Genomic DNA, 26,069 nt, shown 5'->3' on the forward strand with positions numbered 1-26,069 from the left:
TGACTGGGACGGCCCGGGCCCGGCGGCGAGGGCGGAGTCACCCCCGCCGGGTGCTAGTCGGCCGGGGCCGCCTCGATCAGCCGGAACGCCTGCGGCGGCGGGAGGCTGCTGAAGACCGGGGCCTGGAAGCCCGCCGCGCGGCAGAGCGCGGTGAAGTCCTCCTCGGTGCGTTCCCGGCCGCCGAGGTTCACCAGCATGTTCAGATCGCTGAGGTACATCAGGGGCGGGGCGCCGGGCGGGACCACCGCGGGCAGCGTCGGCTCGACGAGCAGCAGCCGGCCCTCGGGCGGCAGCACGGCCCGGCAGTGGCCGAGGATCCGGGTGCACTGCTCGTCGTTCCAGTCGTGCACGACGCTCTTCAGCAGATAGAGGTCGCCGCCCTCGGGCACGGAGGCGAAGAAGTCGCCCGCCACACAGGAGGCGCGGTCGGCCACGCCCGCGCGCGCGAAGGTCCCGGCGGCCTGGGCGAGCCCCTCCTCGGTGTCGTAGACCACGCCGCGCAGGCCGGGGTGCTCGCGCAGGATCGCGGCGAGCAGCGTGCCGTCACCGCCGCCGACGTCGACCACGGTCCGGAACCGCCCGAAGTCGTAGGCGCCCGGCAGCACGGCCGCCGCCAGCCGCGAGCCCTGGCTCATGGAGGCGTTGAACTGGGCCGAGAGCGCGGGGTGTTGCTTCAGATGGGAGAAGAAGTCGGTGCCGAACACCGCGTCGAAGGAGGGTGCGCCGCTGCGCACGCTGTCGCCCAGGTGGTCCCAGGCGCGCAGCATCACCGGATCGGCGAACATCCGCACGAAGGCGGCCAGCGAGTCGGGGCGCGAGGTGCCGAGCAGGGCGCCGGTCGCGGTGAGCGCGAAGACGCCCTGCCGCCGCTCCTGGAGCAGTCCGAGCGCCGTGAGGGCGCGCAACAGCCGGTGCACGGACCGCGGTTCGGCCTCGCAGCCCTCGGCGACCGCCTCCGGCGTGCTCTCCCCCTCGCCGATCAGGTCGGCGATCCCCAACTCCACGGCGGTGTACACCGTCCGGGCCGCCATCGCCCCGAACATCAACTGCACCACACTGCCCGGCTGGGGCACCTCCGCACCCGGCGCCCCGGCCGCTCCCCGCTCCGCTTCTCCCGTTGCCATGCGCGCTCTCCCCTTCGAAAGTCGGCCTGCGAGTCGTCGAGCTTCCCGGGCGCGGACGGCAGGGAGCCGACCCGCACCCGCGACTCAACATAGGCAAGCCTAACCTCACTTGGGATCGCCGGAGCGGATACGCCGACGAGGGGCCAAGTACAACAGGCTGAGGGGCAGGGAGAGTTACCCAACCGACCTGCGGACGTCGGGAGTTGAGCCGAGTCAGCAGCGGAGACTGCCCCCGCGGGACACGCAACGGGCCCGGTACGGAGGTGAGTTCCCCGTACCGGGCCCGCCGCCGGGCCGCGCCCGAAACCGCTCGCCGCCGCCGATCCGCCGCTCGCGCCCGTCCACTCGCCGACTCGTCAACTCATGGGGCCCACAGGGCACATGGATGTCGGCTCACGGACCACCGTCTTCTACTCGTCGTCCTTCGGCGGCTCGGCGTTGCGCCAGATCGTGAGGTCGAGGGTGAGGTACCTGCTGGGGTCGTTCGCCCCGGACTTGCCCCGGTAGGTCGCCACCGCGACATGGCCCGAGTTGCTCATCACGCAGACCTGCGAGCCGTTGGTGAGCTGGTCGAGGCCGATCTCCTCGGTGTAGCGGGTCTCCCCGCGGCAGGTTTCGAGGGAGCCCTTCTGCGAGTTGTTCAGCAGCACCAGCTTGCCGTTGTCGGTGCCGAGACGGTTCTCCAGGTCCGCGCCGTCGCTGTAGTCGTAGAAGAGGTCGCCGCCGCTGTAGCTCGCCCCGCTGTCCTCGCCGTCGATCGGGTTCGGCGGGGCGTCGGCGAGCATCACGTAGTAGTTGTCGGTGATGTCGATGCCCTGGTACGAGACCGGCTTCGGGTCCGGCCGGTCCTTGCCGCCCGAGGAGCCGCCGTCGGAGGAACCGCCGCCGGAGCTGCTGGTGCCGGGCGACTTGGCGTCGTCCTTCTCGGAGTCGTCGGGCACCAGCGCGCCGATGACCGCGAGGACCACGATGGCGCCCACGATCGAGGCCGCGACGATCAGCCCCGGCCTGCGCTTCTTCGGCTGCGGCGGCATGCCCCAGGGCTGCGGCCCGCCGATCACCGGCGGCGGGGTGGGCACGAAGCCGCCGCTGCTGAAAGGCGGCGGGGTGCCGTGGTTGAAGGGCGGCGGGGTGCCGTGGTTCACCGGCGGCGGGGTGTGGTAGCCCGGCGCGGGCGTCGGCGGCGGGGTGCGGTACCCGGGCGGCATCATGCCCGGGGCGGACCCCGCGGTCTGGGTCGGCGCGGAGGGCGGGCCGAAACCGGTGGGCGCGTACGGGCCTGCGGCGCCCGGCGGCGGGGTGTGCGGGGAGTGCTCGGTCGGGGTCGGCGGGGCGGTGGGCTGCGGCGGCGGGGTCTTGGCCGGCTCGGGCAGCCTCAGCCGCTCGGTGATGGAACCGGCGACCGCCTGCGGCAGCCAGTCCTCGCCCTGCCGCAGCGGGGTGGGCGAGAGCTCGTGGCACAGCTCGATGACCTCGGGCAGCGTGGGCCGGTCCGCCGGGTCGCGGCTGAGGCAGCGGGTCACCAGCGGCCGCAGTTCCTCGGGCAGCCTGCTGAGGTCGGGGTCCTCGTGCACGATCCGGTAGAGCACCGCGTGCGAGGGGCCGTCACCGTAGGCGGGCGCGCCGATCGCCGCGTAGGCCGCGATCTGGCCGAGCGCGAAGATGTCCGTCGCGGGCGTGACCGTACCGGCCGCCGCCTGTTCCGGCGCCATGAAGGAGGGAGTGCCGACGGTGACGCCGTTGCCGGTGAGCGCGGTGGCGTCGGCGGCGCGGGCGATGCCGAAGTCGATGACGCGGGGCCCGTCGGAGGCGAGCAGGACGTTGGCGGGCTTCAGGTCGCGGTGGACGATGCCCGCCCCGTGGATGACGTGCAGCGCCTCCGCGACGCCGACCGTCAGCAACAGCACGCTGCGCAGCGGCAGTCCGCCGTGCCGGGAGACGGCGTGGGCCAGGGAGGGGCCCGGTACGTAGGCGGTGGCGAGCCAGGGCTGCGCGCCCTCGGTGTCGCAGTCGATGACGGGCGCGGTGTACAGGCCCTGCACCCGCTGCGCGGCGTGCACCTCCTGCTGGAAGCGGCGCCGGAACTCCGGGTCCTCACTGAACTCGGGCCGGATCACCTTCAGCGCGATGGGCCGCCCGCCGGGCGTGTACGTGAGGTACACCTTGCCCATGCCGCCCGCGCCCAGCACGGCCGCGAGACGGTAGCCACCGACAACGGCCGGGTCGTCTTCCTTCAGCGGCTGGAAGAGATCGGCCGAAGGTGCACTGCTCATGACGAACCATCCCCTGTTGGCGGCAGCGCGGATCCTGCCTGTTCCCCGAAGTCAACCGGGAGCGTACCGAATTCCCGCTCCGCTCCTTTCCGCCCCTCGGCAACAATCCCGCCACAGAACGCCGTTCGGTTTCCCGCCACGCGCCGAGTGCCCGGATTGTCCGCCCGCGCCGCCGAGTCCGCAGGTCAGCCCGCCGTGCCGCCGCCGGGCAGCTCGCCCGGTCCGGACACCGACCGGTGCGGACCGGGAGCGGGGGCCGGCGGATGCTCTCGCCGCCCGGCCGTGTCCCCGGACCCGGCACACCCCCCATGGCGTCGTGGGGAGGCGGCCGGGCCGGGGGTGGCCTGCGGACGGGCGGCGGGTGCGGGTCAGTAGACGGTGACGCTGGCGCGGGTCAGGCCGAGGCGGTCCTGGACCTGCTTCTTGTCGGGCTTGCCGACCGCGTTCAGCGGCATCTCGGGGAGCAGGTGCAGCTCGCTCGGCGCGTAGAGAGGGCCCTTGTGGGAGGTGACGAACTCGCGGATCAGGGCCGGGTCCAGGGTCCGGCCGGGTGCCGGGACGATCGCGGCGTGCACCTCCTCGGCGTCGTCCGGGCGGCGGACGCCGAACACCATGCACTCCTGGACGTCGGGGTGGGTCAGCAGGAAGCCCTCCAGTTCGGCGGGGAAGACCTGGTGGCTCCCGGCGAGTTTGATCACCTCCTTGTAGCGGCCGCAGAGGAAGAGGTAGCCCTCCTCGTCGAGGTAGCCCGCGTCCCCGGTCCGCAGCCAGCCGTCGCTCAGCACCTCGGCGCTGAGCGCGGGCTGCTCCCAGTAGCCGCTCATGAGCTGCCAGGACCGCACCCGGATCTCTCCGACCTCTCCCACGGGCAGCCGCCGGCCCGCGGCGTCGCGGACCACGAGTTCCACCCCGGGTATCGGGCGGCCCGCGGTGATCTGGCCCATCCGGCCGATCCGCCGGTGCTCGTGCGGCCCGGCCTCGCAGATCAGGCCGACCTCGGTCTGCCCGTACCAGCCGTGGAGCACCGGGCCGAAGACCTCCGCGGCGCGTTCCGCGCGGGCCGGGGACAGCAGGTGCCCGCCGTAGCCGAGCCAGCGCAGGCTTCCGGTGCCGGCCGTACCGGCGCGGGGGTGGTCGAGCAGCTGTCCCAGCATGGGCGAGAGCAGCCAGACGTCGGTGACCCGCTCCCGCTCGATGGTGTCGAGCACGGCGCCGGGGTCGAAGCCGCGGTGCAGGACCACCCGTCCGCCCGCCAGCAGGACGCCGTCCACGGTGGTCCCCGCGGAGTGGGCGATGGAGGCGCAGGCGAGGAAGCAGAGGGCCTCGCCGTCCTCGCCGGGGCGGGGCGGGCGGGAACGCATCAGGGCGGCGCGGTCGGTGACGACCCTCAGGTACTTCTCGAAGGTCACGCAGACGTTCTTGGGGGTTCCGGTGCTCCCGCCGGTCATCCGGATGCACCAGTCGTCCTCGGGCCGGGCGGCGCTCGCGACCGGTGTGCCGGAGCGGCGGGCGGCGCAGGCGGTGAGGTCCGCTGCCGGTCCCCCGGGCCCGCCCGGACCGAGGAAGAGCACAGGCCCCAGGACCTGCTGGGACAGCAGGCTGCCGGCCAGGTCCCGCAGTGCCGGGTCGACCAGCCACATGGTGGTGCCGACGCTCCGCCCGATGCGCGCCACGACCTCCGGGGCGAGCTGGGTGTGGATGACCTCGTGCAGGAAGGCGACCCGGGCGCCGAGCAGGTTCGCCGCGTAGCGGGTGACCAGCGCCTCCGGCCGGTTGCCCGACAGGACGGCCAGGGTGCTGCCCCGGCCCACGCCCCGCGCGGCCAGTTCGGCCGCTGTGCGGTACACGTCCTCGTACAGGGTCCCGGCGGTGGTGCGGCGCCCGTCCGGATCGGTGAGGACGGTGCGGCCGGGGTCGGCGGCGAGCGCTTCCAGGACTGCCTCGACGTAGTTGCGGAACGGAGGCGGAGAGTCCGGTGCGGCCGGTGTCCCCGCAGCGCTCTGGGTCATGAACCACTTCCTCATGAGAACGGAAAGTTCAGGTCAGCGCGAGAAAAGCGGCGGGACGGCAGGTGCCGTCCCGGAGCGCCTGCTTACTGCCCACACCGCGCGGGGCGAAACCGGCGGTGCGCCGGGCGGCCTGCGCACCCGCCCGGGCGCTCCGCCGGCGGTCAGCTCTTGGGGCAGTCCTGGGCCAGCTTGTCGGTACTGCCCGCCGCTTGGCGGAGCTTCACGGTGGCTATGTTGCTCCCGTCCTTCCCGTGGCCGACCTGCATGAGGGTGATGCCGTATCCCTTGCGGGGACGGTGGGGGGCGATGCCGGTGAAGTCGATGGTGCCGGTCGCCAGCCCGCTCACCTTCTGCTGGCGCAGGTTGGCCCAGGTCTCCGCTCTGTTCCGGGGGCGCCCGTCGGCCGTGGCCGCGTGGTAGAGCACCTCGGTGGCGTCATGGGTGAGCGCGGTCTGGCCGTTGGCCAGATCGGGTGATCTCCACGTCGCTTTGCCCTCGGGGCCGAGGTCCTTGAGGCCGAGGTCCTTCTTCACACCGGCGGGGAGCTGGTTCAGCCGGCTGTAGAAGTCGGTGCTGCGGGCGGCGGCACATTCGAGGGCGGTCAGGATCGGGTAATAGAAGGTCACATTGCGAGGAATCGGGATCGCGTCAGTATTGAGTTTGGCCTTGGACAGGTCGTCGCCGCCGAGGACGGCGATCGGGTGGTCTTCTCTGCAGTTGAAGCGCAAGCCGTTGAGGAGTGTCGTGACATCGTCGGAGCGGCCCGCGAAGTACACCGCCCTCGGGGGGATCTGGTCGTCCCCGCACATGTCCGCGATCTGGTCGTCCATGGTGGCTCTGCCGTTGGGCAGTTCGTAGTCGTCGAGCATCGTCACGTCGAAACCGGCAGCTGTGAGCATCTCCTCCGAGTACTTCTTCTGCTCCCTGGTGTACTGGTCGTGGCTCGCGGGAGTACGAGCGAGGACCACTGCGCGCGGCTTCGAGCCGGACTGCGACTCGTCCGCCAAGGGCTTGGCGATGCCCAGGAGTTGGTCGTTCTGCCACTTGTCCGTGGCCGCGAGTCCGAAGAAGTTGGGGTAGTCCTCGGCCAGGTTCGTACTGGAGTTGGTGCCGGAGACCACCGGGAGCGAGGCCTTCCGCAGCTCCGCCTGCACCTCCTCGCTGTCGGTCATGTCCCGGCCCATGCCGACGACGCCGACAATCGACGGGTCGCGGCGGGAGAGGTCCACGAGGCGGTCCACCAGCGTCCGCTGGTTGTACATGTCCTTGCCGCCGTTGGCGACAAGGATCTTGAGCTTGACGGACTCGTTCCGGTTGGCCCGCTGCACGGCGTAGGCACCGCGCAACTCCTCCAGGCCCTTGACAAGTTCGTCGTCGACGCCGCTGAGTGGACCCGCGTAGACGAGGGTCACGTGCGGGTCGTCACCGATCTCGGCGTTGGCCTCCCGGATCAGTTTCTGCACCTTGGCCACGCCCTCGAAGGAGACCGAGCCGGTGGCGACGCCGACGCACTCGGTGTCCTGCTGGTTCTGGGCCCTCTTCCGCACCGAGTCGTGGTTGCTCGCGAGCAGACCGCCGTCGCAGTACGTGGCGGCGCGGTGCCGGTCCTCCACCACGGCACCGGCCGCCACCGCGAGGAGCACCAGGACCAGCGCAGGGAGCGACCACAGCCAGGTCCAGCCGGGCCGTCCGGCCCGGCTCAGCGAGGGGCGGGAGCTGCCGGGGCCCGGCGGCGCGACGGAGACCGGCACCCGGAGGACCCAGGGGAGCTGGCCGGTGGCGATGCTCGGCGACTGGTTCACCCGGCGGGCCCGGTTCCACTCCGTGTACCAGCCCGGGAGTTTGGCGTCGAGAGGGGCGGACGCAGCGCTGTTCCACTCGACCGTGTGTTGGAGGTCGTCCACACGGTCGAGGGGCACAGTCGCCACGAGGAGCAGCGGATCCAGCTCACTGCGGATGCTGCGGATATCGCTGAGGGCCTTGATCAGCTCGATGCCGCCGTTCCGGTCGTCGGCCTTGGGCAGCAGCAGCACGGGCGGCGTCGGGCGCTTGCGGCCGCGCAGGTCCAGACTCCAGACCCGGTGCGCGTCCCGCAGGTCCTCGCGCAGTGCGTGCACCCGCAGGTGGAGGTGGCGACGCTGGGCATCCTCGTCGGCCCCCGCCGCAGCCGCACCGTCGAGCAGGGAGCCGGCCGCTATGTCGGTGGCGACGGCGTTCAGCCGCTGGCGGACCGAGCCGGGCGGCCAGAGCCGGAGGGTCCGCCAGCGCCTCCCCTCGCGCCGGTCGGCGTGCGGCCCCTGGTTGAGGTAGGTGGTGCCGAGGAACCAGCGGATCTCCCGGCGCAGCCCCAGCAGCAGGGGCGCCTTGCCGGGCAGCACGCTGAGGACGACCACCAGGACGAGGACGAGGACGGTGAACGCCACGGCGTACCGGACATTGTCGCCGACCTGCGTCGCGAGGAGGGCGATCAGCAGGGCGGGCACCGTCTTGGAGCCGTCCTTGGCGGCCTCCCGGAACCGGGCCGACGGGCGGGTGCCGTTGGGCCGCCAGCCCTGGGAGTTGAGCTGCCCCATCATCTGGGCCGACTGGACGTTGTCGCCGCGCAGGCCCTGGACGGCGTCCTCGATCGTCGACAGGAGGGCGCTGCGCGGGAACGGGTAGCGCCGGTACTGGCGGTTGTCGCCCACCCACGTGCTGTGCTCCACGCGGGGGTTTCCCTCCCTGGCTCCGCCCCCGAGTTCCCGTACGATCCGCAGCGCGTGGTCCCGCGCTCGCCAGACGGGGGCCTCGGGGCCGGTGCCGTCCTCTCCCCCGACCGCGAAATCGGACCGCACCTTGGCGAACGGCACGCCGTGGCTGGCGAGTTCTTCGCCGATCGGGTTGAGGATCTGCCCGAAGTCCGCGTTCTCGTCCGCCGCGTTCTCCTGGGCGGCGGGCCCCTCCGCACAGGACCGCGCAGGGTGCAGGACCACCTCCGGGAGCGCCATCGGATTGCGCTTACGGAAACCCTGGGACAGGTCGTTCAGTATTTCGATCACTTGCTTCGTCGCGGCGAACTGCCGCCCGCTTCCCGGCTCTCCGCGCTGTGTCAAGCTGGCCTCCCCCGTGTTGCGATCCGTCCCGGGCCGGATCGCAACCGTCAGTGCCTGTGGGTGCACAGAGGTTACGCACGGTGGCGCCGCGGCACCAGGTGTGTCCGGTTAGCAGCGCGGCCCCGGGTGCCGGGGCCCACGATCCCGCGCCGGGAAGAACCCGGCGCCTGGACTCGGGAGTTGGGTCGAAGCGCGCGTCCGGGACCGGGCACGGGAACGCACGGAAGCGAACAACGGCGAACACGAATTGGCCGGATACGCACGCCCGTTCCCCGGGTCTCCTCCCCCGGCGCGACGACCGCGACGGCCGAGAATCACCGCGCCGAGGCCCCGGAGACACACCACGCACGGCACCGGCCGCTGGCAGAACCTCACCGCACGCCCCGTCAGCCGCCGACGGCAGCCGGGTCCCCGGGCCTCAGCGGCTGGAAAAGACCGGCCGGAGGTGCACTGCGCAGGGCGGACTCTCTCCCTGCCGACGGCGACGCGGATCCCGCCGACTCCCCGAAGTCACCCGGGGGCGTACCGAATTCCGCCTCCCGCTCCTTCCGCCGGCGGACGGCAGTCCCGCCGCGGGGCCGGGAGGGGCACGAGCCGCGCGCCGGGCGCCCGCGCTGTCCGAAGGGTCTGCCGGGCGGCCGTCCTCACCGCTTCGCGGGCTCCTCGTGGCCGGGTCCCTCCCCCGGTCCGAACACCGACTGGTGCAGACCGGGAATGGTCAGGCTGTCCGTGCGGAGCAGCTGGTTGTGCGCGATGACGTCGGTGAAGAAGATCGGGATCGGCAGCGTCAGGCCGGGCGGCAGCGGCGGGGGCATGTCGGGGGTGAAGGTGATCGGCAGCAGCCCGAGCAGGTTGCCGCTGAGCAACTGGGTGAGCAGCACCACCGGTTCACCGGTCGCCGTCGTGGTGCTGCCCTCGCCGTCCTCGGTCCGCAGGGTGCCCAGGCAGTCCGGGTACGGGTTGGGGCTGTCGCGCGGCACCCGGCCGATGCCGGGCAGCCCGATGTCGAGCAGCGGCAGCCGGAGCCCGGGCAGCCCGCGGTAGTCAGGGCGCCGCGGCTCCCGGAACCCTTCCTCCCCGGGGCACTTGGCGCCGACCAGCGACTGGTCCTGCTGAAGGTCGTTGATGTCGAGCCGGAAGGCGGTGAAGGCCAGCACCCGGCGCGGGCCCGCCGCGGTGTCCACCTCCCGGATGCCGTGGTACGTCAGCCCGGTGAGGACGAGCAGCGGCGTCCGCACCGCCGCGGGCCACACGGCCGTACGCTGCGGCAGCGCGGCCCCGCCGAGCCCGCCGCCGCCCAGGCCGAGCGAGAGGTCGGGCAGACACCAGGGGGACTTCTGGCCCCCGGGACCGATCGTGAGGTTCAGCGGCAGCAAGGACGACAGAGGGGAGGAGGGGGAGAGGAGATTCCCTCCACCGCCGCTCGCGAGGGACGGCAGCGGAACGCTCAACTGCGAGGGGCGGCGGGCGTCTTGACCGTCCTCGGACTCGCCGTCCTCGTCTCGGCCCTCGGCCTTGTCGCCGTCCTTGCCCTTGTCCTTGCCCTTGTCGCCGTCCTTGCGCTTGCCTTTGCCGCTGTCCCTGTCCTCGCGGTCCTTGCCTTCCCGGTCCCTGTCTCTGCCGTCCCTGTCTCTGCCGTCCTCGGCCTTGTCCTCGGCCCCGTGGTGACCGCCGTCCTCGTCGCCCTTGTGCCCCTTGCCGTCCCCATGACCCGGGTGATCGCCGCCCCGGCCGCGCTTCCCCTGGCTGCCGTCCCCGCCTTCCGGCCGGTGCCCGCCTCCCCCTCCGCCAGGCTTACGGTCGCCCTCGCCCTCGGAGCCTCGGACACCCCGGGACCGATCCGGCCCGGGCTGCGACTCCGGCTGCGAAGACCCCCCGCGGCCTTCGGTGGGTGACGCCCCCTCACCCTCCGGCGGCCCGGGCTGCGCCTGCGGATACCCGCCCGGTGGCGGACCGCCGGGTGCCCCGCCCTGCTCCTGGCCGCCGTCCCTGCTGTTCAGGCCGAGCAGCCCGGTGACCTTGCCGAGCAGGCCCTTCTTGCGCGGCGGCGGCGCGGGTTCGTATGCCGGTTGTGGTGGAGGCGGGCCGGGTTCCGCGGCGGTGGGCGGCGGCGCGGGCCGCGCGGTGGGGCTCGGGGTCCGCGGTTCCGGCAGTACGGCGGGGTGGTTGCCCTCGTGGCGCAGCGAGAGCCCGAGGTGCACGCCGACCTCGTTGCGCGCGGACGGGTGCTCCCCCGCGCCGTACCGCTTCTCCCGCCCGCTCTTGGCGCCCGGTTCCTTCTTCCCGGCGTCCGGCGCCTGCGGTGCGGCACCGCCGTCCGCCCCGGGGTCTTCCGCTCCCCGGCGGGCGGTGCGGCCGAGCGAGACACCGAGGCCCTGGCCGTACGGGGCGCCGCCGGTGGCGAGCCGGAGCCCGTCGAGCAGTGAACACACCGACTCGGCCTGGTGCGCGGCGGCTTCGGTGAGGCCCAGCGGCTTCTGCGCGCTGCTGCGGGCCGGTTGCGGCGGCGCCGCCGGTACCGGTGCCTGCACCCCGGTGGCGAGCAGCGCCCCCGCCGGGAGCACCCCGAGGGCGCCGATGCCGGTCCGGGGGAAGCGGGCCAGCGCACCGAGGCGCGCGCTCCCCTGACGGCCGGCCCGCTGTCCCGTACCGGCGGCCTTGCGCGCAGCGCTCCTACCCACCCGTCTCGCCTCCGCTCACTCGCATGGCCGGGCCCCGGGAGGACTCCCCGGCCGACCGGACTGCCGTACTGCGCCCCGGACTCGGCCGTCCGGCAGCGGATCCTTCCTCCCCGGTGTTCTCCGCCCCGCGCGGCCACCACCGCCGCGGGCGCCGTCCGCTCAGCGGGACGGGGCGGCCTCGGCGGAACCGGCCGCGGAGGGTGCCCCGGCGGGTCCGGCGTCCGGGCCGGGGCCCTCGGTCACCGGCGGGAGTTCCAGGGTGGAGTCGGGCTCCTCGGCGGTGCCCGGGGCACGGGCCGCGGTGGCGCCGCCGGGGCGGGGGCTGTCCGGATCGGCGGGCGGGCGCCTGCTGCCTCCGCCGCCGTCCCCCTCCCCGGGGGCCTCCGGGCCCTCGGCCGGACTCCCGCCGTCCGCCGCGGACTTGCGGGTGTCGATCAGCGTCCAGCCCTTGCGGCGGTTCCAGCGCTGCCGGTCCCGGGTGCGGTGCTCCCCGTCCGGCACCCAGCTGACCGCCATCGCGCCGCCGAGCACGCCGAACACGAAGCCGATGAGGAAGCCGCCGAGGTTGGAGAGGATCAGCGAGGCCACCGCGAAGATCAGGACGGCGATGCCCGCGAACATGCGGTAGCCGGGGGCCAGCCACAGCGTCAGCCCGAGCACGACCAGGAAGAGCCCCATCAGCAGGCCCGAGATCCCGGCGACGCCCTCGTGGACGAGCAGGCCGAGCGGCGCCATCGGGATGGAGAGCAGTTCCACCCCGGCGAGCAGCGTCCACAGCCCCGCCCAGAAGGGCCGGGTCCGCCGCCACTGCCGGAAGGAGCGCCTGCCCGGTGGTGCCTCGCGCTCCGGCCGCGGTCCCCAGCCCTCTTCGGCGCGGCCGCTCTCCGGGGCCGGTGCGCCGCGCGGGTTCCCCTCGCGTTCCGGGCCGCCGCCTGTGCGGTTCAGAAGCACGAGTGGTCGCCCCGCTTCACGGTCAGGTGCAGTCCGGGCAGTTTGAAGGTGGCGGCGCTCACCGACCTCGTCTCCTGGCGCAGCCGCTTGATGTCGATGGTGTCCGACTGGAGCGCGAACCCGCCCTCGGGGCCCGCGACTCCGGGCACCGCGTCGACGGTGGAGGCGTCCCGCCCGATCTCGATGTTCTTGAAGGAGGCGTCGCCCTTGAGGTCGTGCGCGTCCGCGATGAGCCGGTCGGCGTGCACGGGGGTCCGGCCGGTGCCCGCCGTCAGGCTGAGCGTCACCGGGCCGAGCACCGGCACCTGCTGCACCACCGACTGGCACAGGTTGCGCAGATCCGCCGAGCGGACCCCGGTCAGCGCCTCCGGGTAGGTGGCGCGCTTGCCCCGGTCGAGGACCCCGTACTGCTGGAAGCCCTTGCCGGAGAGGCTGTCCGCGGAGATCTGGAAGCTCTGTCCGGAGACGGTGAACGAATTGGCGGAGACGCCGAAGGAGGCGGCGAGGGCACCGGTGGCCATCGAGGCGACGACGCCGCCGGAGACCACGAGCGTCGGCACCATGACGACCGCGAGCCGCAGCCATCTCGTACGACCCGGGGCGGGGGCCCTGTCCTGACCGCTGATCATCTCTGTCTTCCCTCTTTTCAGGACTGGCCGGAGCCACAGCCGAGGGCTCGGAGACGATCCGGATGCCCGCCAGGTCCTGGTCCGACGTCGACCGTGGGGCCCTCTGCGTGAACACATTCAGGCAAACGGAACATACGACTGGACAGGGAGGGATCGAGGGAGGAAAGGAGTCACCGGGGCGGAAATGGACCCGTTCAGTCCAGCACCCGTCCACAGGGGCCGCCGGAGCGCAAGGCGGGGCGGTCGGTTCGGGTGACGGCCCGGACTGAGGTTCGGCGGGTGAGCGGCCCCCGGGGCGCTGGATCAGCGGGCGCGGGACTCGGGCGATGGATCAGCGGGCGCGGGGCTCGGCAGCGGGACGGGAGCGCGGGCTCAGTAGCAGGAGTGGTCGCCGCGCTTGACCGAGAGCTTCAGGCCGCTGAGCTTGAAGAGGTCGGCGCGCACCCCGATGGCGTCCTGGCGCAGCTTGGTGATGCGGACCCGCTCGGCCTCCTGGCCGAAGGAGCCGTCGGGTGCGCCGCGCATCCGCTTCGAGGTGTTGGCGTCGTTGCCGATGACGATGTCCCGGAACTCGGCGTCGCCGGAGATGTTGTTGGTGCGGATGACCAGACCGTCGACGTGCACCTGCTTGTCGCCGCGGCCCGCGCGGATCAGCGTCGTCACCTTGCCGACGCCGGGCAGGTCCGCCACCGTCGACTGGCACAGGTCCCGGATGTCGGCCTTGTCAATACGGGTCACCGCGCTGGCCTTGTCGCCGCGCGCGGTGCTGTCGACGTCGACGTACTGCGCGAATCCCCTGCCGTTGAGGCTGTCGGCGGAGATCTTCAGCTGCTGCCCGGAGAGAGCGAGCGACTGGGTGGAGACCGCGATGGCCGCCGGGACGACACCCGCGCCGACCCCCGCGATGAGGACGCCGGACAGCAGGGCGGTGGGTACGGCGACGAAGGCGAGCCGCTTCCAGCTGGTGTGTCCGGTGGAACGGGCCTCGGGCTGCTTCACCGCGGGTCACCTCTTCTGAGGGCACGGCGCCTCGGACAACGGCGCCTGGGCGGTCCGCGCCAGGGGGAATCCCGGAGCCGGACCCGTGGCTCCATGGGAACCCGGCCCGCGGGGTTCGGCAACCGAAGCCCCGCCCGCCTCCGGCGCGCACGCTCCGCGGCCGGGCACACACCGGTGGTACGGGTACGCGGCGAGGACGCATGCCGGCGCCGGAGGCGGGCAGATGACGCGGTGTCAAGGAGAACGCCGTCGGCCGCGGGAAGTCCGCACCGGCAGCACGGAGATCCGGTCCGGCGCGGGACGGCGGACGGAGAGAGGAGAGGTGGCACCGCAGACGAAAAAGGACCCCGTCTGGGGCCCTCTCCGGCTGCTCCCCCGACTGGACTCGAACCAGTAACCTGCCGGTTAACAGCCGGCTGCTCTGCCAATTGAGCTACGGAGGATTGGCTCCCCCGACTGGACTCGAACCAGTAACCTGCCGGTTAACAGCCGGCTGCTCTGCCAATTGAGCTACGGAGGATCGCCTCTTCGCCTCGAACGTGCCTGCCTGCGTGATCGCCGGGCGGCGCGCGTTCGCTGCGACACATACATTAGCGCAAGCAGGGGGGTGCTTTGCCAATCGGTATCCCCCCGCGACCGACGACGTCGCAAGGAAGGGTGGCAGCCATGCGCTACCGGCTCACATTCATTGCCGGACTGGCCCTGGGTTATGTACTCGGGACCCGGGCCGGACGCGAGCGCTACGAGAAGCTGAAGAAGTCCGCCCGCCAGGTCGCGCAGAACCCCGCGGTGCGCAATGCCGCGGAGTCCGCCGCGCAGCAGGGCCGCTCGGTCGCGGGCAAGGCCTTCGACTCGGCGTACGACAGGGTCGGCGAGCATGTGCCGGCCTCGGTCCAGGGGCGGGTTCGCTCGCTGCGGGAGCGCACCCAGCACAACGGCCACGACGAGTGGGGCGCCGGCACCACCTGAGCGTCCCCGCGGGCTCCGGCAGGCGCCGCGCACCGGTCCCGTACCGGAGCGCGGCGCCTGCCGCTGTCGAGGCGGAGGCGGGTGTGCGGCACAATCCCCGGCATGGGGATAGTCGCCGGGCTGGACAGTTCGCCCGATTTCACACGCATCGTCGTCTGCGACACCGACACGGGTGCCGTGCTGCGCCAGGGCCACGCCGCGCACCCGCTGGACGAGTCCGCCGGGCCCCGGCCCTCGGACGTCGACCCGCAGAACTGGCTGCTCTCCCTCGGTGAGGCCGCCGCCGGGGGCCTCCTGGAGAAGGTGGAGGCGATCGGCGTCTCGGCGCAGCAGCACGCGCTGGTCCCGCTGGACGCCAAGGGCAATACGGTCCGGCCCGCGCTCACCGGCAACGACCGGCGCGCCCAGGTGGCCGCCGCCGACCTGGTCGACGCGCTCGGCGGCCGCGAGGCCTGGGCCGAGGCGGTGGGCTGTGTGCCGGGCGCCGCCCAGCCGGTGGCCAAGCTGCGCTGGCTGGCCAGGACCGAGCCCGAGGCGGCGGGGCGCGTCGCCGGGCTGCTCCAGGCGCACGACTGGCTGGTGTGGCAGCTGCTCGGCCGGCCCGCCCGGCGCACCACCGACCGCGGCGGCGCCTCGGGCACCGGCTACTGGTCGGCGGCCTCCGGCTCCTACCGGCCGGACCTGGTCGAACTGGCCCTCGGCCACCAGGCGGCGCTGCCCGAGGTGCTCGGCCCGAGCCAGGCCGCGGGCACCACCCCCGAGGGGCTGCTGATCTCCGCGGGCACCGGCGAGACGATGGCGGCCGCCTTCGGCCTCGGGGTGCGCCAGGGCGACGCGGTGGTCTCCCTCGGCGCCTCCGGCTCGGTGATGGCGGTGCACGGCGAGCCGCTCGCCGAGACCGGCACCATGATCACCTCCCTCGCCGACGCCACCGGCGGCCATCTGCCCGTGGTGCACACCCTCAACGCGGTCCGGACCCTGCGCGGCACCGCGGAACTCCTCGGTGTCGGCCTGGACGAGCTGTCGGCGCTCGCGCTCAAGTCCACGCCGGGCGCGCACGGCCTGGTCCTGCTGCCCTATCTGGAGGGCGAGCGGACCCCCAACCTGCCGCAGGCGGCGGGGACGTTGACCGGTCTGCGCCGGGAGTCGATGAAGCCGGAGCACCTGGCGCGGGCCGCCTTCGAGGGCATGCTGTGCGGCCTCGCGGACGCCCTCGGGGTGCTGCGCGGCCACGGGGTCGAGGTGCGCCGGGTCTTCCTGCTCGGCGGCGCCGCCGATCTGCCCGCCGTGCAGGCCATCGCCCCGGCGGTCTTCGGCACCCCCGTGCTCGTACCGCAGCCCGGGGACTACGCGGCGATCGGTGCCGCGCGGCAGGCCGCCTGGGCGCTCGGGGTGCATCAGGGCCGGCTGGATCCGCGGGTGCCGCCGCGGTGGCGGGACGCGGAAGCCCAGGTCTGCGAGCCCGGCGAGGAACTCGGCGTCGGCCAGGCGGTGCGCCAGCAGTACGAGGCGGTGCGCGACCAGGTCCACCCCGGCGCCTTCGGCTGACCGGCGGCGTCCGGGCACCGCAGGTGCGGTGCGGGCGTGCGGTGCGGAGGTGCGGTGGATCAGCGGCGCCGTGCGGTGGATCACCCGTGCCCGGCGGCTTCTTGAACCGCTCTTGGCGAAATCCCCAGGAGTAACGCCCGGGGCCTGACGCACGATGTGGGGACGGTGTTCGCACCGTCCCCCCGCCGCCGAGCCGAGAGACCGCACGTGCTCATACGACTGCTGCGGGCCTATCTGGTCCCGTACCGAAAACCGATCGGACTGCTGGTGCTGCTGCAGTTCCTGCAGACCTGCGCCACGCTCTACCTGCCCACCCTGAACGCCGACATCATCGACCACGGTGTCGTCAAGGGCGACTCCGGCTACATCCTCTCCTTCGGGGCGGTGATGCTCGCCGTCACCGTCGTCCAGATGGTCTGCAACATCGGCGCCGTCTACTACGGCGCGCGGACCGCCGCCGCGCTCGGCCGGGACCTGCGGGCCGCCGTCTTCGACCGGGTGCAGACCTTCTCCGCCCGCGAGGTCGGGCAGTTCGGGGCGCCCTCGCTGATCACCCGGACCACCAACGACGTCCAGCAGATCCAGATGCTGGCGCTGCTCAGCTGCACGCTGATGGTCTCCGCGCCGATCATGTGCGTCGGCGGCATCGTGATGGCGCTCGGCCAGGACGTGCCGCTGTCGGCGGTCCTGCTCGCGGTCGTCCCGGTCCTCGCGCTCAGCGTCGGCCTGATCGTGCGCCGGATGCGGCCGCTGTTCCGCAGCATGCAGAAGCGCCTGGACACCGTGAACCGGGTGCTGCGCGAGCAGATCACCGGCAACCGCGTCATCCGCGCCTTCGTCCGCGACGACTACGAGCGGCGGCGCTTCGGCGAGGTCAACACCGAGCTGACGGATGTCGCGCTCGGCACCGGGCGCCTGCTCGCGCTGATGTTCCCCATCGTGATGACCGTGGTGAACCTGTCCTCGCTCGCGGTGGTCTGGTTCGGCGCGCACCGCATCGACAGCGGCGACATGGAGATCGGCGCGCTCACCGCCTTCCTCGCCTATCTGATGCAGATCGTGATGTCGGTGATGATGGCCACCTTCATGTTCATGATGGTGCCGCGCGCCGAGGTCTGCGCCGAGCGCGTCCAGGAGGTCCTCTCCACCGAGAGCAGCGTGGTGCCCCCGGCCGACCCGGTGCGCGAACTGGCCACCCGCGGACGCCTGGAGATCCGCGCGGCGGGCTTCCGCTACCCCGGCGCCGAGGAGCCCGTGCTCCGCGAGATCGCGCTCAGCGCGCGGCCCGGGGAGACCACCGCGGTGATCGGTTCGACCGGCAGCGGCAAGTCGACCCTGCTCGGCCTGGTCCCGCGGCTCTTCGACGTCACCGAGGGGCAGGTCCTGGTCGGCGGCGTGGACGTACGGGAGATCGATCCGAAGCTGCTCGCGCGGACCGTCGGCCTGGTCCCGCAGAAGCCGTATCTGTTCGCCGGGACCGTGGCCACCAATCTGCGCTACGGCAATCCGGACGCCACCGACGAGGAGCTGTGGCACGCCCTGGAGGTCGCCCAGGCGCGGGACTTCGTGGAGAACTCGCTGGAGGGCGGGCTCGACGCGGCCCTCTCCCAGGGCGGCACCAATGTCTCCGGCGGCCAGCGCCAGCGGCTCGCGATCGCGCGGACCCTGGTGCAGCGCCCGGAGATCTACCTCTTCGACGACTCCTTCTCCGCCCTCGACTACGCCACCGACGCGGCCCTGCGCCGGGCGATGCGCCAGGAGACCGCGGAGGCGACCGTGGTGATCGTCGCCCAGCGGGTGTCCACCATCCGCGAGGCGGACCGGATCCTCGTGCTCGACGAGGGGCGGGTGGTCGGCAGCGGGCGCCACCACGAGCTGATGGAGTCCAGCGAGACCTACCGGGAGATCGTCCTCTCCCAGCTCACGGAAGCGGAGGCGGCCTGATGGCGGTGGCGGCGAGAATGATGGCCGGACAGAGCCCCGACCAGCAGTCGATGGACTTCAAGGGCTCCAGCAGGCGCCTGCTGCGGCAGTTCCGCGCGGAGCGGGTGACCCTGGGCGTGATGCTGTGCGCGGTGGTGGTCAGCGTCACCCTGTCGGTGATCGGACCGAAGATCCTCGGGCACGCCACCGACCTGATCTTCGCCGGGCTCGTGGGCCGGCGGATGGCGGGCGGCCAGAGCCGCGAGGAGGCGATCGAGCGGATCCGGCGCGCCGGGGACGGCGGTGTCGCCGACATGCTCAGCGGCCTCGACTTCACCCCCGGTCAGGGCATCGACTTCGACCGGATCGGGCTGGTCCTGCTCAGTGCCCTGTTCGTCTTCCTCGGCTCGGGCCTGCTGATGCTGGCGGGCACCCGGCTCGCCAACCGGGCCATCAACCGCACGGTCTTCCGGATGCGCGCCGAGGTGCAGGCCAAGCTCTCCCGGCTGCCGCTCTCCTACTTCGACAGCCGCCAGCGCGGCGAGGTGCTCAGCCGGGCCACCAACGACCTGGACAACCTGGGCCAGACGCTCCAGCAGACCCTGGGCCAGCTCATCAACTCGGCGCTGACCGTCGTCGGCGTCCTGGTGGTGATGTTCTGGATCTCCCCGCTGCTCGCCCTGGTGGCGCTGGTGACGGTGCCGCTGTCGTATCTGGTGGCCACCCGGGTCGGCAAGCGCTCGCAGCCGCACTTCGTGCAGCAGTGGCGCAGCACCGGCTCGCTCAACGCGCACATCGAGGAGATGTACTCCGGGCACAGCCTGGTCAAGGTCTTCGGCCGCCAGGAGGAGTCCGCCCGGCAGTTCGGCGAGCAGAACACGCAGCTCTACGAGGCCTCGTACCGGGCGCAGTTCAACAGCGGGATGATGCAGCCGCTGATGCTCTTCGTCTCCAACCTCAACTACGTACTGGTCGCGGTGGTCGGCGGGCTCAGGGTGGCCTCGGGCGCGCTGTCGATCGGTGAGGTGCAGGCCTTCATCCAGTATTCGCGGCAGTTCTCGCAGCCGCTGACCCAGCTCGCGTCGATGGCGAACCTGGTGCAGTCCGGGGTCGCCTCCGCCGAGCGGATCTACGAACTCCTCGACGCCGAGGAGCAGTTGCCCGACCGGGACCCCGCCGAGCGGCCCGAACGGCTGCGCGGCCGGGTGGAGTTCTCCCATGTCCGCTTCCGCTACGAGCCGGACCGGCCGCTGATCGAGGACCTGTCGCTGACCGTGGAACCGGGCCATACGGTCGCCATCGTCGGCCCCACGGGCGCGGGCAAGACCACCCTGGTCAACCTGCTGATGCGCTTCTACGAGACCACCGGCGGCCGGATCACCCTGGACGGCACCGACATCGCCCGGATGACCCGGGACGAACTGCGCTCCGGCATCGGCATGGTGCTCCAGGACACCTGGCTGTTCGGCGGCACCATCGCGGAGAACATCGCCTACGGGGCCTCCCGCGAGGTCAGCCGCGAGGAGATCGAGGAGGCGGCGCGCGCGGCCCACGCGGACCGTTTCGTACGGACCCTGCCGGAGGGCTACGACACCGTCATCGACGACGAGGGCACCGGCGTCAGCGCGGGCGAGAAGCAACTCCTCACCATCGCCCGGGCGTTCCTGTCCGACCCGGTGATACTCGTCCTGGACGAGGCGACCAGCTCGGTGGACACCCGTACCGAGGTCCTCATCCAGCAGGCGATGGCCCGCCTCGCGCACGGCCGCACCTCCTTCGTCATCGCCCACCGGCTGTCCACCATCCGCGGCGCCGACACCATCCTGGTGATGGCGGACGGGGACATCGTGGAACAGGGCACCCACCCGGAGCTGTTGGCCGCCAAGGGCGCCTACGCGGCCCTGTACGCGGCGCAGTTCGCCCAGGCGGTGGCGGAGGTGGACTGAACCGGGCGGCCCCGGGGGAACCGCTCCCCGGGGCTGACGGGGTGTCAACGCATCCCGCTCATCGCGCAGTTCAGCCGATGCGCGCTCCCGTGCCGCCGACCCGGACGCGCGGATCGCCCGCGCGCAGCGTCACCGTGAGCTCGCCGGGGCGGCCCAGGTCCTCGCCCTGGTGCAGGGTGAGGACGCTCTCCTCGGGGACCAGGCCGAGGTCCCGGAGGTAGGCGCCGAAGGCGGCAGCAGCGGCGCCGGTGGCCGGGTCCTCGACGACGCCGCCGACCGGGAACGGGTCCCGGACGTGGAAGACGGTGTCCGACGCCCGCCACACCAGCTGCACCGTCGTCAGGTCGAGGCGGTGCATCAGGGTTTCCAGGCGGGCGAAGTCGTAGGCGAGATCGGCGAGTCGGGCCCGGGTCGCCGCCGCGAGCACGAGATGGCGGGCCCCGGCGAAGGCGATCCGGGGCGGGAAGTCCGGGTCGAGGTCGGCCTCCGGCCAGCCGAGCGCGGCGAGCGCCTCCGCGAGGTCGGCCCCGGCGATCTCCTCCAGGTGCGGCTCGACGCTGGTGAGGGTGGCCCGTACCGCCCCGTCCTCCTCGGTCACCTCCACCGGCACGGTCCCGGCGCGGGTGGCGAAGACCAGCTCCCCGGGGCCGATCCGCTCGGCCAGGGCGACGGCGGTCGCGACGGTGGCGTGCCCGCAGAACGGCACCTCGGCACGGGGGCTGAAGTAGCGGATGCTGTACGCCCGCCCCTCCTGGCCTCCGAGTCCCGCCGGGGGCGCGGCCAGGAAGGCGGACTCCGAGTACCCGAGGTCGGCGGCGATGGCGAGCATGTCTCTGTCGTCGAGGGCGGTGGCGTCGAGGACCACACCGGCGGGGTTGCCGCCGTCGGGGGCGGTGGAGAAGGCGGTGTAGCGCAGCACCTCGGGCCGCGGGGCGTTCGTCGTCATGCCCCCGCAACGGGGGGCGGGCGGCCGGCTATTCCTCACCGGAGGCCGCCCGTCCGCGGCCGGCGCCGACTTCACCCGGCCGGGGGATCCCGGTGGCCGGGCGGCGTCTAGGATCACCCGGTCCCGGGTCGTCGAGTCCGCTCTCCTCGGCCCGCTCTTCTCCGCACGAACTACGACACGCACCATCTACGACACGCACGATCTACGACACGGGGGTACGCGGATGCGCGAGGTACGGCGAACGGCACGGCGTGGGGTGACGGCGACGGCCGCGGTGGCGGCGGCGGTCGGGCTGAGCCTGGTGCTCACCGGCTGCGGGGGCAGCGGGAAGTCCAAGTCCCGTTCGCACAAGGGCTCTTCCTCCCACAAGCACGACGACCACGACTCCGGCGCGAACGCCTCCGGCGGTTCGGGAACCGGCTCCGGCTCCTCCTCCGCGAAGGTCCGGCGGCAGATCACCCTGGAGGTCTTCGGCAGCGGCCGCTCCCAGGTGGCGTACACCCTGGACACCAACCACGTGGAGCAGGCCGCCCTGCCCTGGAAGAAGACCGGGACGCTGTCCCTGACCAAGGCCGAGCAGCAGGTCGGCCGGAGCATCGGGATCGTCCCGGGCTCGGTGCGGCGCGAGGACGGCAAGCTGGAGGCCGCTGCCTGCCGGATCACCGTGGACGGCAAGGTGGTCGTCGACAAGAAGGCGGGCGTCGCCAAGCCCTGCCAGTACGAGGTGAAGTAGGCCGACCGCGGCGGCTGCCGTCCCGTTCGACGGGGGGCCCTCGGCCGCCCTCCCCCGCCGGTCACGGGAACCGCACGGCCCCCGCCCGCCGTCTCCTGAGCGGACGGCGGGGTACGGGGGGCGTGGGTGACGGGGCGGCGGCTGAACGACCGGTACGAACTGCGGGAGTTGCTCGGTTCCGGCGGCATGGGCGAGGTCTGGCGCGCCCGCGACCTGCGGCTCGACCGGGAGGTCGCGGTCAAGCTGCTGCACCCGCGGGCCACCGGGGGGACCCTCGCCGCGCCCGACCGCGAGGAGCTGCTCGGCCGCTTCGCGCGTGAGGCACGGGCCGCCGCCGCGCTGGACAGCCCGTACATCGTCGCCGTCCACGACCACGGCACCGACCGGGACGGCGGCCCGTTCCTGGTGATGTCCCTGGTCACCGGCGCCTCCCTGGAGCAGATCCTGCGCGAGCGCGGCCGGGTGCCGCTGGAGAGCGCGCTCTCCTGGACCGCCGACGTCTGCCGCGCACTGGCGGCCGCCCACGCCGCGGGCATCGTGCACCGGGACATCAAGCCCGCCAACATCATGGTCACCGGGGCGGTCTCCGGCCCGGGGCGCAAAGCGGACGGTACGGGCCGGGAAGGATCCGCGGACGGTGCGGGCCGGGAGAGATCCGGTGGCGGGACGGGCCGGGAGGGATCCGGTGGCGGGACGGGCGGCGGCAGGGTGGGCCGCGGCCCGGACGCTCCAGGCGGCTCCGGCGGGGACGGTCGCAACCCGGGCGGTGGCGGCGCGGACCGCCACGGCACCGCCAAGGTCGTCGACTTCGGCATTGCCAAGTTCACCGAGGCCCGCGCCGCGGACCCGCGGCTCACCCACACCGGGCAGCTCCCCTTCGGCAGCGTCGCCTATATGGCCCCCGAGCGCTTCCACCGGCGCACCGCGGGCGACGGCCGCACCGATCTGTACGCCCTCGGCTGCGTCCTGTACGAACTCCTCGTCGGACGGCCGCCGTTCACCGGCGAGGCCGCCGGGATCATGTACAACCACCTGCACGACGAGCCGCTGCGGCCCAGCCGGGCCCGCCGTGAGCTGCCGGGGGCGCTCGACCGCCTCGTCCTCGACCTGATGGCGAAGGAACCGGCGGACCGCCCGGCCGACGCGGCGGAGGTCCTGGAGCGGATCGCCGCGCTACGGGAGGCGGCGGCAGCCGGGGCCGCGGGCGAGGAGTCCGCCTCGGGGCGGGTTGCTGCCGGGCGGCGGACGGCCCGCGAGGGGGCCGTGTCGGAGGAGGCCGGTGCGGGGGCGGGCGCCGGGGATGCCGGTGGCACCGTGGGCGCCGATGCGCGCCCCGAGGCCGCTCAGAAGCCCGGCACCACCGGCACCACCGGCACCACCGACGCCACCGACGCCACCGACGCCACCGACGCCACCGACGAGAGCGGGGCGCACGGAAAGCCCACCGCCGCGCACACCGATCCCGCCGACAAGGTCCCCGCCCGGCCCGCGCGATGGCCGAAGCCGCCGCGTCCGGTGGGCGATCAGGAGCCGGAGCCGGTACGGATCGGGTCGCCGGGCTGGTGGCGGGGTGGCCGTGGGGCGGCGGTGGCCGGCTGGACCGTGCTGGCGCTGATGGTGGTGCTGCCGGTGGGGGCGGGTCTGGCGCAGGGCGGGCCGCGGACCTGGAAGCCGACCGTGCACGATCCGGCGCCCACGGCGAGCCGGACCGCCGAGGGGCCCGCTCTCGGTGTCCTGAACGACTGGTCGGAGCCGGGCGATCAGCCCGAGGTGTGGCTGCGGGTGGTGCACGAGGCGCTCCGGGAGGCCGCGCGCCGGTCCGGTCGGCAACTGCCGCTCCGGGTCGTCTCGTTGGACCGGGCCGAGACCGCTTCCTTCAGCGACATGCTCGCCGAGCACCCGGGGCTGCTCGCCCTCGTCGGTGACACCGAACGGCTCGGCGGGGCCTCGGACAGCGCCCGGCGGGCGATGACGGTGGTGGACACCTGCGCCGGGCGCGGCACCCCGGGCGGCGCCTTCTCGCTGCCCGCGAGCGGCTTCGAGGTGGGGCGGCAGGGCGGCGAGTATCTGCGCAAGGTGCGCGGCGCCGGGACCGTCCTGGTGGGGGCCGCGGTGGCCGACTCCCGTCCGCCGCAAGGGAGTTCGATGGCCGAGGGTCTGCGGGCGGCGGGGCTCGGCGAGGTCACGCCGGAGGGTCTGACGCCCGATGCGGGCGCCACCGCCTTCCGCCGGGTTCTGGAGCGCACCGGCCCGGACGCGGTCGTCCTCCCCGACCGGCCCACCCCGGCCCAGGGCGGCTGGCCGCAAGTGGCGGGCGAGCGGGGGCAGTTGCTCGCGGTGCCGGCCGTCCACGCCACGGCCTGCTCGGCGCCCGCGGAGGTGGCGGCCACCGCGCGGCAGGAGAAGTCACTGCCGGAGGGCACCCTGCGCTTCCGGAGCTTCCGCGACGAGCAGCAGCCGGACTGCGCGGCCTCGGCACCACTCTGCCGCCCCTCCGCCGAGTTGAAGCCCCTGCTGCGCTCCCGCGGCGCGGCCGAGCTGTACGACGCGACCCTGCTGATCGCCGCGGGCCTGGAGAAGACCCTCGACGGGGACGGCGACCTCGGGCGGCAGGATCCGGTACGGGCCCGCGCGGCCCTGCGGCAGCGGCTCGGCACGGTGGAGGGCGAGGGGCTGCTCGGCCGCTACCGCTTCCGGGACCACCGGGCCGCGGGGCGTCCGGTCTGGGCCGATGTCCGCGAGCACGGCGGATGGCGCGAGTTGGGCACCGTACGGGAGCTGGTGGAGCGGCGGGGCTGACCGCCGCCCACCGGGTGCCCGCGCGGCGGTCTCACTCCAGATAGCCCCTGAGCTGGTCCGCGAAGGCGTGTTCGCGCAGGCGGCTGAGGGTCTTGGACTCGATCTGCCGGATGCGTTCGCGGGTCACCCCGAAGAGGCGGCCGATCTCCTCCAGGGTGCGCGGCCTGCCGTCGTCGAGCCCGTACCGCAGCTGGACGACCTTGCGTTCGCGTTCGCCGAGGGTGGACAGCACGGCGTCGAGGTGCTCGCGCAGCAGCAGGAAGGCCGCCGACTCCACCGGGGACGCGGCGTCGCCGTCCTCGATCAGGTCGCCGAGCGCGACATCGTCCTCCTCGCCGACCGGGGCGTGCAGCGAGACCGGCTCCTGGGCCAGGCGCAGCACCTCGCTGACGCGCTCGGGGGTCAGGTCGAGCTGGGCGCCGACCTGCTCCGGGCTGGGTTCGGTGCCGTGCTCCTGGAGCAGGCGGCGCTGGACGCGGATCACGCGGTTGATGAGCTCGACCACGTGCACCGGCACCCGGATGGTGCGGGCCTGGTCGGCGAGGGCACGCGACATCGCCTGCCGGATCCACCAGGTCGCGTACGTCGAGAACTTGTAGCCACGCGCGTAGTCGAATTTCTCGACGGCGCGGATCAGGCCGAGATTGCCCTCCTGTACGAGGTCGAGCATGGTCAGCCCGCGGCCCACGTACCGCTTCGCCACCGAGACCACCAGGCGCAGATTCGCCTCGATCAGGCGGCGCTTGGCCATCCGGCCCCGGACCACCAGGCGGTCCAGGTCGTGCGCGAGGCTGCTGTCGAGGTCGGCGGTGGTGAGGAGCTTCTCCTCGGCGAAGAGGCCCGCCTCCACCCGGCGGGCGAGCTCCACCTCGTCGGCGGCGGTCAGCAGCGGTATCCGGCCTATCTCGCGCAGGTACTGGCGGAACAGGTCGGAGGAGGGGCCGCCGCCGTCCTGGCGGGAACGCGCCGCCGCGGAGGCGGCCGGCACCTCCTCGTCCTCCGCGCCGGGGCCCGCTTCGGCTGCCGGCTCGGCTTCGCTCTCCGGCTCGGGCCCTTCGCCCGGCGGGTTCCCGGGGCGGCGGGCGGCGAGGCTCTGGGCGGGTACCGAGGCGATCGCCCCGGTCTCCGGGTCGACGAGCGCGGCCGGTTCGGACTCGTTCAGGGTCTGGGTCTGCACGACAGCGACCTCCAGGGGGAATCGCGGCAAAGGCGTGCGCCGGGCCACGCCGCCGTCGGAGCGCGCCGCGGCCTCGCCGCCGTGCGTTCCCGACGAGAGGAGCGGATTCGCGGAAGTCACAGGCCCGTTCGGACCGGTCCGGCCGCACTCCGAGGACTCAGGCACCGCCCCCAGTGTGGGGTACGACACATATCCGCCACGAGACTCGTGCGGTGACTTTTTGAATCCGAACCGTGACACCCTGCTCACTTGTGCGAAGGTTTCGCGCCA

General features: G+C 73.3%; 16 protein-coding genes and 2 tRNA genes. 6 read left to right on the forward strand and 12 right to left on the reverse strand.

Translation table 11 applies throughout. The features are described 5' to 3' along the window. Window positions 1-53: 53 nt before the first annotated feature. From HFV08_RS18175 to HFV08_RS18220, 10 genes are all read right to left on the reverse strand, one after another. Window positions 54-1,124, reverse strand: coding sequence for a methyltransferase (locus tag HFV08_RS18175; RefSeq protein ID WP_168540769.1), 1,071 nt, complete (start codon window positions 1,122-1,124; stop codon window positions 54-56). Window positions 1,125-1,534: 410 nt separating this feature from the next. Then, window positions 1,535-3,397, reverse strand: coding sequence for a serine/threonine protein kinase (locus tag HFV08_RS18180; RefSeq protein ID WP_168540771.1), 1,863 nt, complete (start codon window positions 3,395-3,397; stop codon window positions 1,535-1,537). A gap of 368 nt (window positions 3,398-3,765) precedes the next feature. Continuing rightward, window positions 3,766-5,406 (reverse strand): AMP-binding protein, encoded by a 1,641-nt coding sequence (locus tag HFV08_RS18185; protein ID WP_168540773.1) that lies wholly within the window; start codon window positions 5,404-5,406, stop codon window positions 3,766-3,768. Between the two features lie 161 nt (window positions 5,407-5,567). Then, window positions 5,568-8,444 carry a type 1 periplasmic-binding domain-containing protein gene (locus tag HFV08_RS18190; RefSeq protein ID WP_168540775.1) on the reverse strand — a complete coding sequence of 959 codons (2,877 nt, stop codon included), beginning with the start codon at window positions 8,442-8,444 and terminating at the stop codon, window positions 5,568-5,570. 698 nt (window positions 8,445-9,142) lie between these two features. Further along, on the reverse strand, window positions 9,143-11,179 hold the full coding sequence (locus HFV08_RS18195) for a hypothetical protein (protein ID WP_168540777.1): 2,037 nt from the start codon (window positions 11,177-11,179) through the stop codon (window positions 9,143-9,145). Between the two features lie 159 nt (window positions 11,180-11,338). Continuing rightward, window positions 11,339-12,130 (reverse strand): DUF6114 domain-containing protein, encoded by a 792-nt coding sequence (locus tag HFV08_RS18200; RefSeq protein ID WP_168540779.1) that lies wholly within the window; start codon window positions 12,128-12,130, stop codon window positions 11,339-11,341. Continuing rightward, on the reverse strand, window positions 12,121-12,759 hold the full coding sequence (locus HFV08_RS18205; protein WP_168540781.1) for a DUF6230 family protein: 639 nt from the start codon (window positions 12,757-12,759) through the stop codon (window positions 12,121-12,123). Before HFV08_RS18205 ends, HFV08_RS18200 begins: the two co-directional genes overlap by 10 nt. Before the next feature lie 372 nt (window positions 12,760-13,131). Next, window positions 13,132-13,758, reverse strand: a complete 627-nt coding sequence (locus HFV08_RS18210) for a DUF6230 family protein (RefSeq protein WP_168540782.1) — start codon at window positions 13,756-13,758, stop codon at window positions 13,132-13,134. Window positions 13,759-14,128: 370 nt separating this feature from the next. Further along, window positions 14,129-14,201: transfer RNA gene (locus HFV08_RS18215), tRNA-Asn, on the reverse strand. Between the two features lies 1 nt (window position 14,202). Continuing rightward, a tRNA-Asn gene (locus HFV08_RS18220) sits at window positions 14,203-14,278 on the reverse strand. Between the two features lie 146 nt (window positions 14,279-14,424). Between HFV08_RS18220 and HFV08_RS18225 the strand changes: the two genes are divergently transcribed. The 4 genes from HFV08_RS18225 (at window position 14,425) to HFV08_RS18240 (ending at window position 20,144) form a co-directional block, all read left to right on the forward strand. Then, a complete protein-coding gene (locus HFV08_RS18225) occupies window positions 14,425-14,727 on the forward strand; it encodes a hypothetical protein (RefSeq protein ID WP_040253872.1) in 303 nt (100 codons plus the stop codon). Between the two features lie 102 nt (window positions 14,728-14,829). Continuing rightward, window positions 14,830-16,275 (forward strand): FGGY family carbohydrate kinase, encoded by a 1,446-nt coding sequence (locus HFV08_RS18230; RefSeq protein WP_168540783.1) that lies wholly within the window; start codon window positions 14,830-14,832, stop codon window positions 16,273-16,275. A gap of 207 nt (window positions 16,276-16,482) precedes the next feature. Continuing rightward, window positions 16,483-18,219 carry an ABC transporter ATP-binding protein gene (locus tag HFV08_RS18235; protein WP_168540784.1) on the forward strand — a complete coding sequence of 579 codons (1,737 nt, stop codon included), beginning with the start codon at window positions 16,483-16,485 and terminating at the stop codon, window positions 18,217-18,219. 17 nt (window positions 18,220-18,236) lie between these two features. Further along, complete coding sequence (locus tag HFV08_RS18240; protein ID WP_168540825.1) at window positions 18,237-20,144, forward strand: ABC transporter ATP-binding protein; 1,908 nt, start codon at window positions 18,237-18,239, stop codon at window positions 20,142-20,144. Between the two features lie 70 nt (window positions 20,145-20,214). Here HFV08_RS18240 and HFV08_RS18245 read toward each other — a convergent pair whose 3' ends face one another. Then, window positions 20,215-21,090, reverse strand: a complete 876-nt coding sequence (locus HFV08_RS18245) for a PhzF family protein (protein WP_168540785.1) — start codon at window positions 21,088-21,090, stop codon at window positions 20,215-20,217. 256 nt (window positions 21,091-21,346) lie between these two features. On the opposite strand from HFV08_RS18245, the gene HFV08_RS18250 reads away from it, so the two are divergent. Beyond that, window positions 21,347-21,823: an MmpS family transport accessory protein gene (locus HFV08_RS18250; RefSeq protein WP_168540442.1), complete on the forward strand. Its 477-nt coding sequence runs from the start codon at window positions 21,347-21,349 to the stop codon at window positions 21,821-21,823. A 126-nt stretch (window positions 21,824-21,949) separates the two neighbouring features. Continuing rightward, window positions 21,950-24,622, forward strand: coding sequence for a protein kinase domain-containing protein (locus tag HFV08_RS18255; RefSeq protein ID WP_168540786.1), 2,673 nt, complete (start codon window positions 21,950-21,952; stop codon window positions 24,620-24,622). Between the two features lie 31 nt (window positions 24,623-24,653). Here HFV08_RS18255 and HFV08_RS18260 read toward each other — a convergent pair whose 3' ends face one another. Beyond that, complete coding sequence (locus tag HFV08_RS18260) at window positions 24,654-25,964, reverse strand: RNA polymerase sigma factor (RefSeq protein ID WP_168540787.1); 1,311 nt, start codon at window positions 25,962-25,964, stop codon at window positions 24,654-24,656. Between the last annotated feature and the right edge of the window lie 105 nt (window positions 25,965-26,069).

The organism is Streptomyces physcomitrii, assembly GCF_012273655.1.
Lineage (GTDB): Bacteria > Actinomycetota > Actinomycetes > Streptomycetales > Streptomycetaceae > Streptomyces > Streptomyces physcomitrii.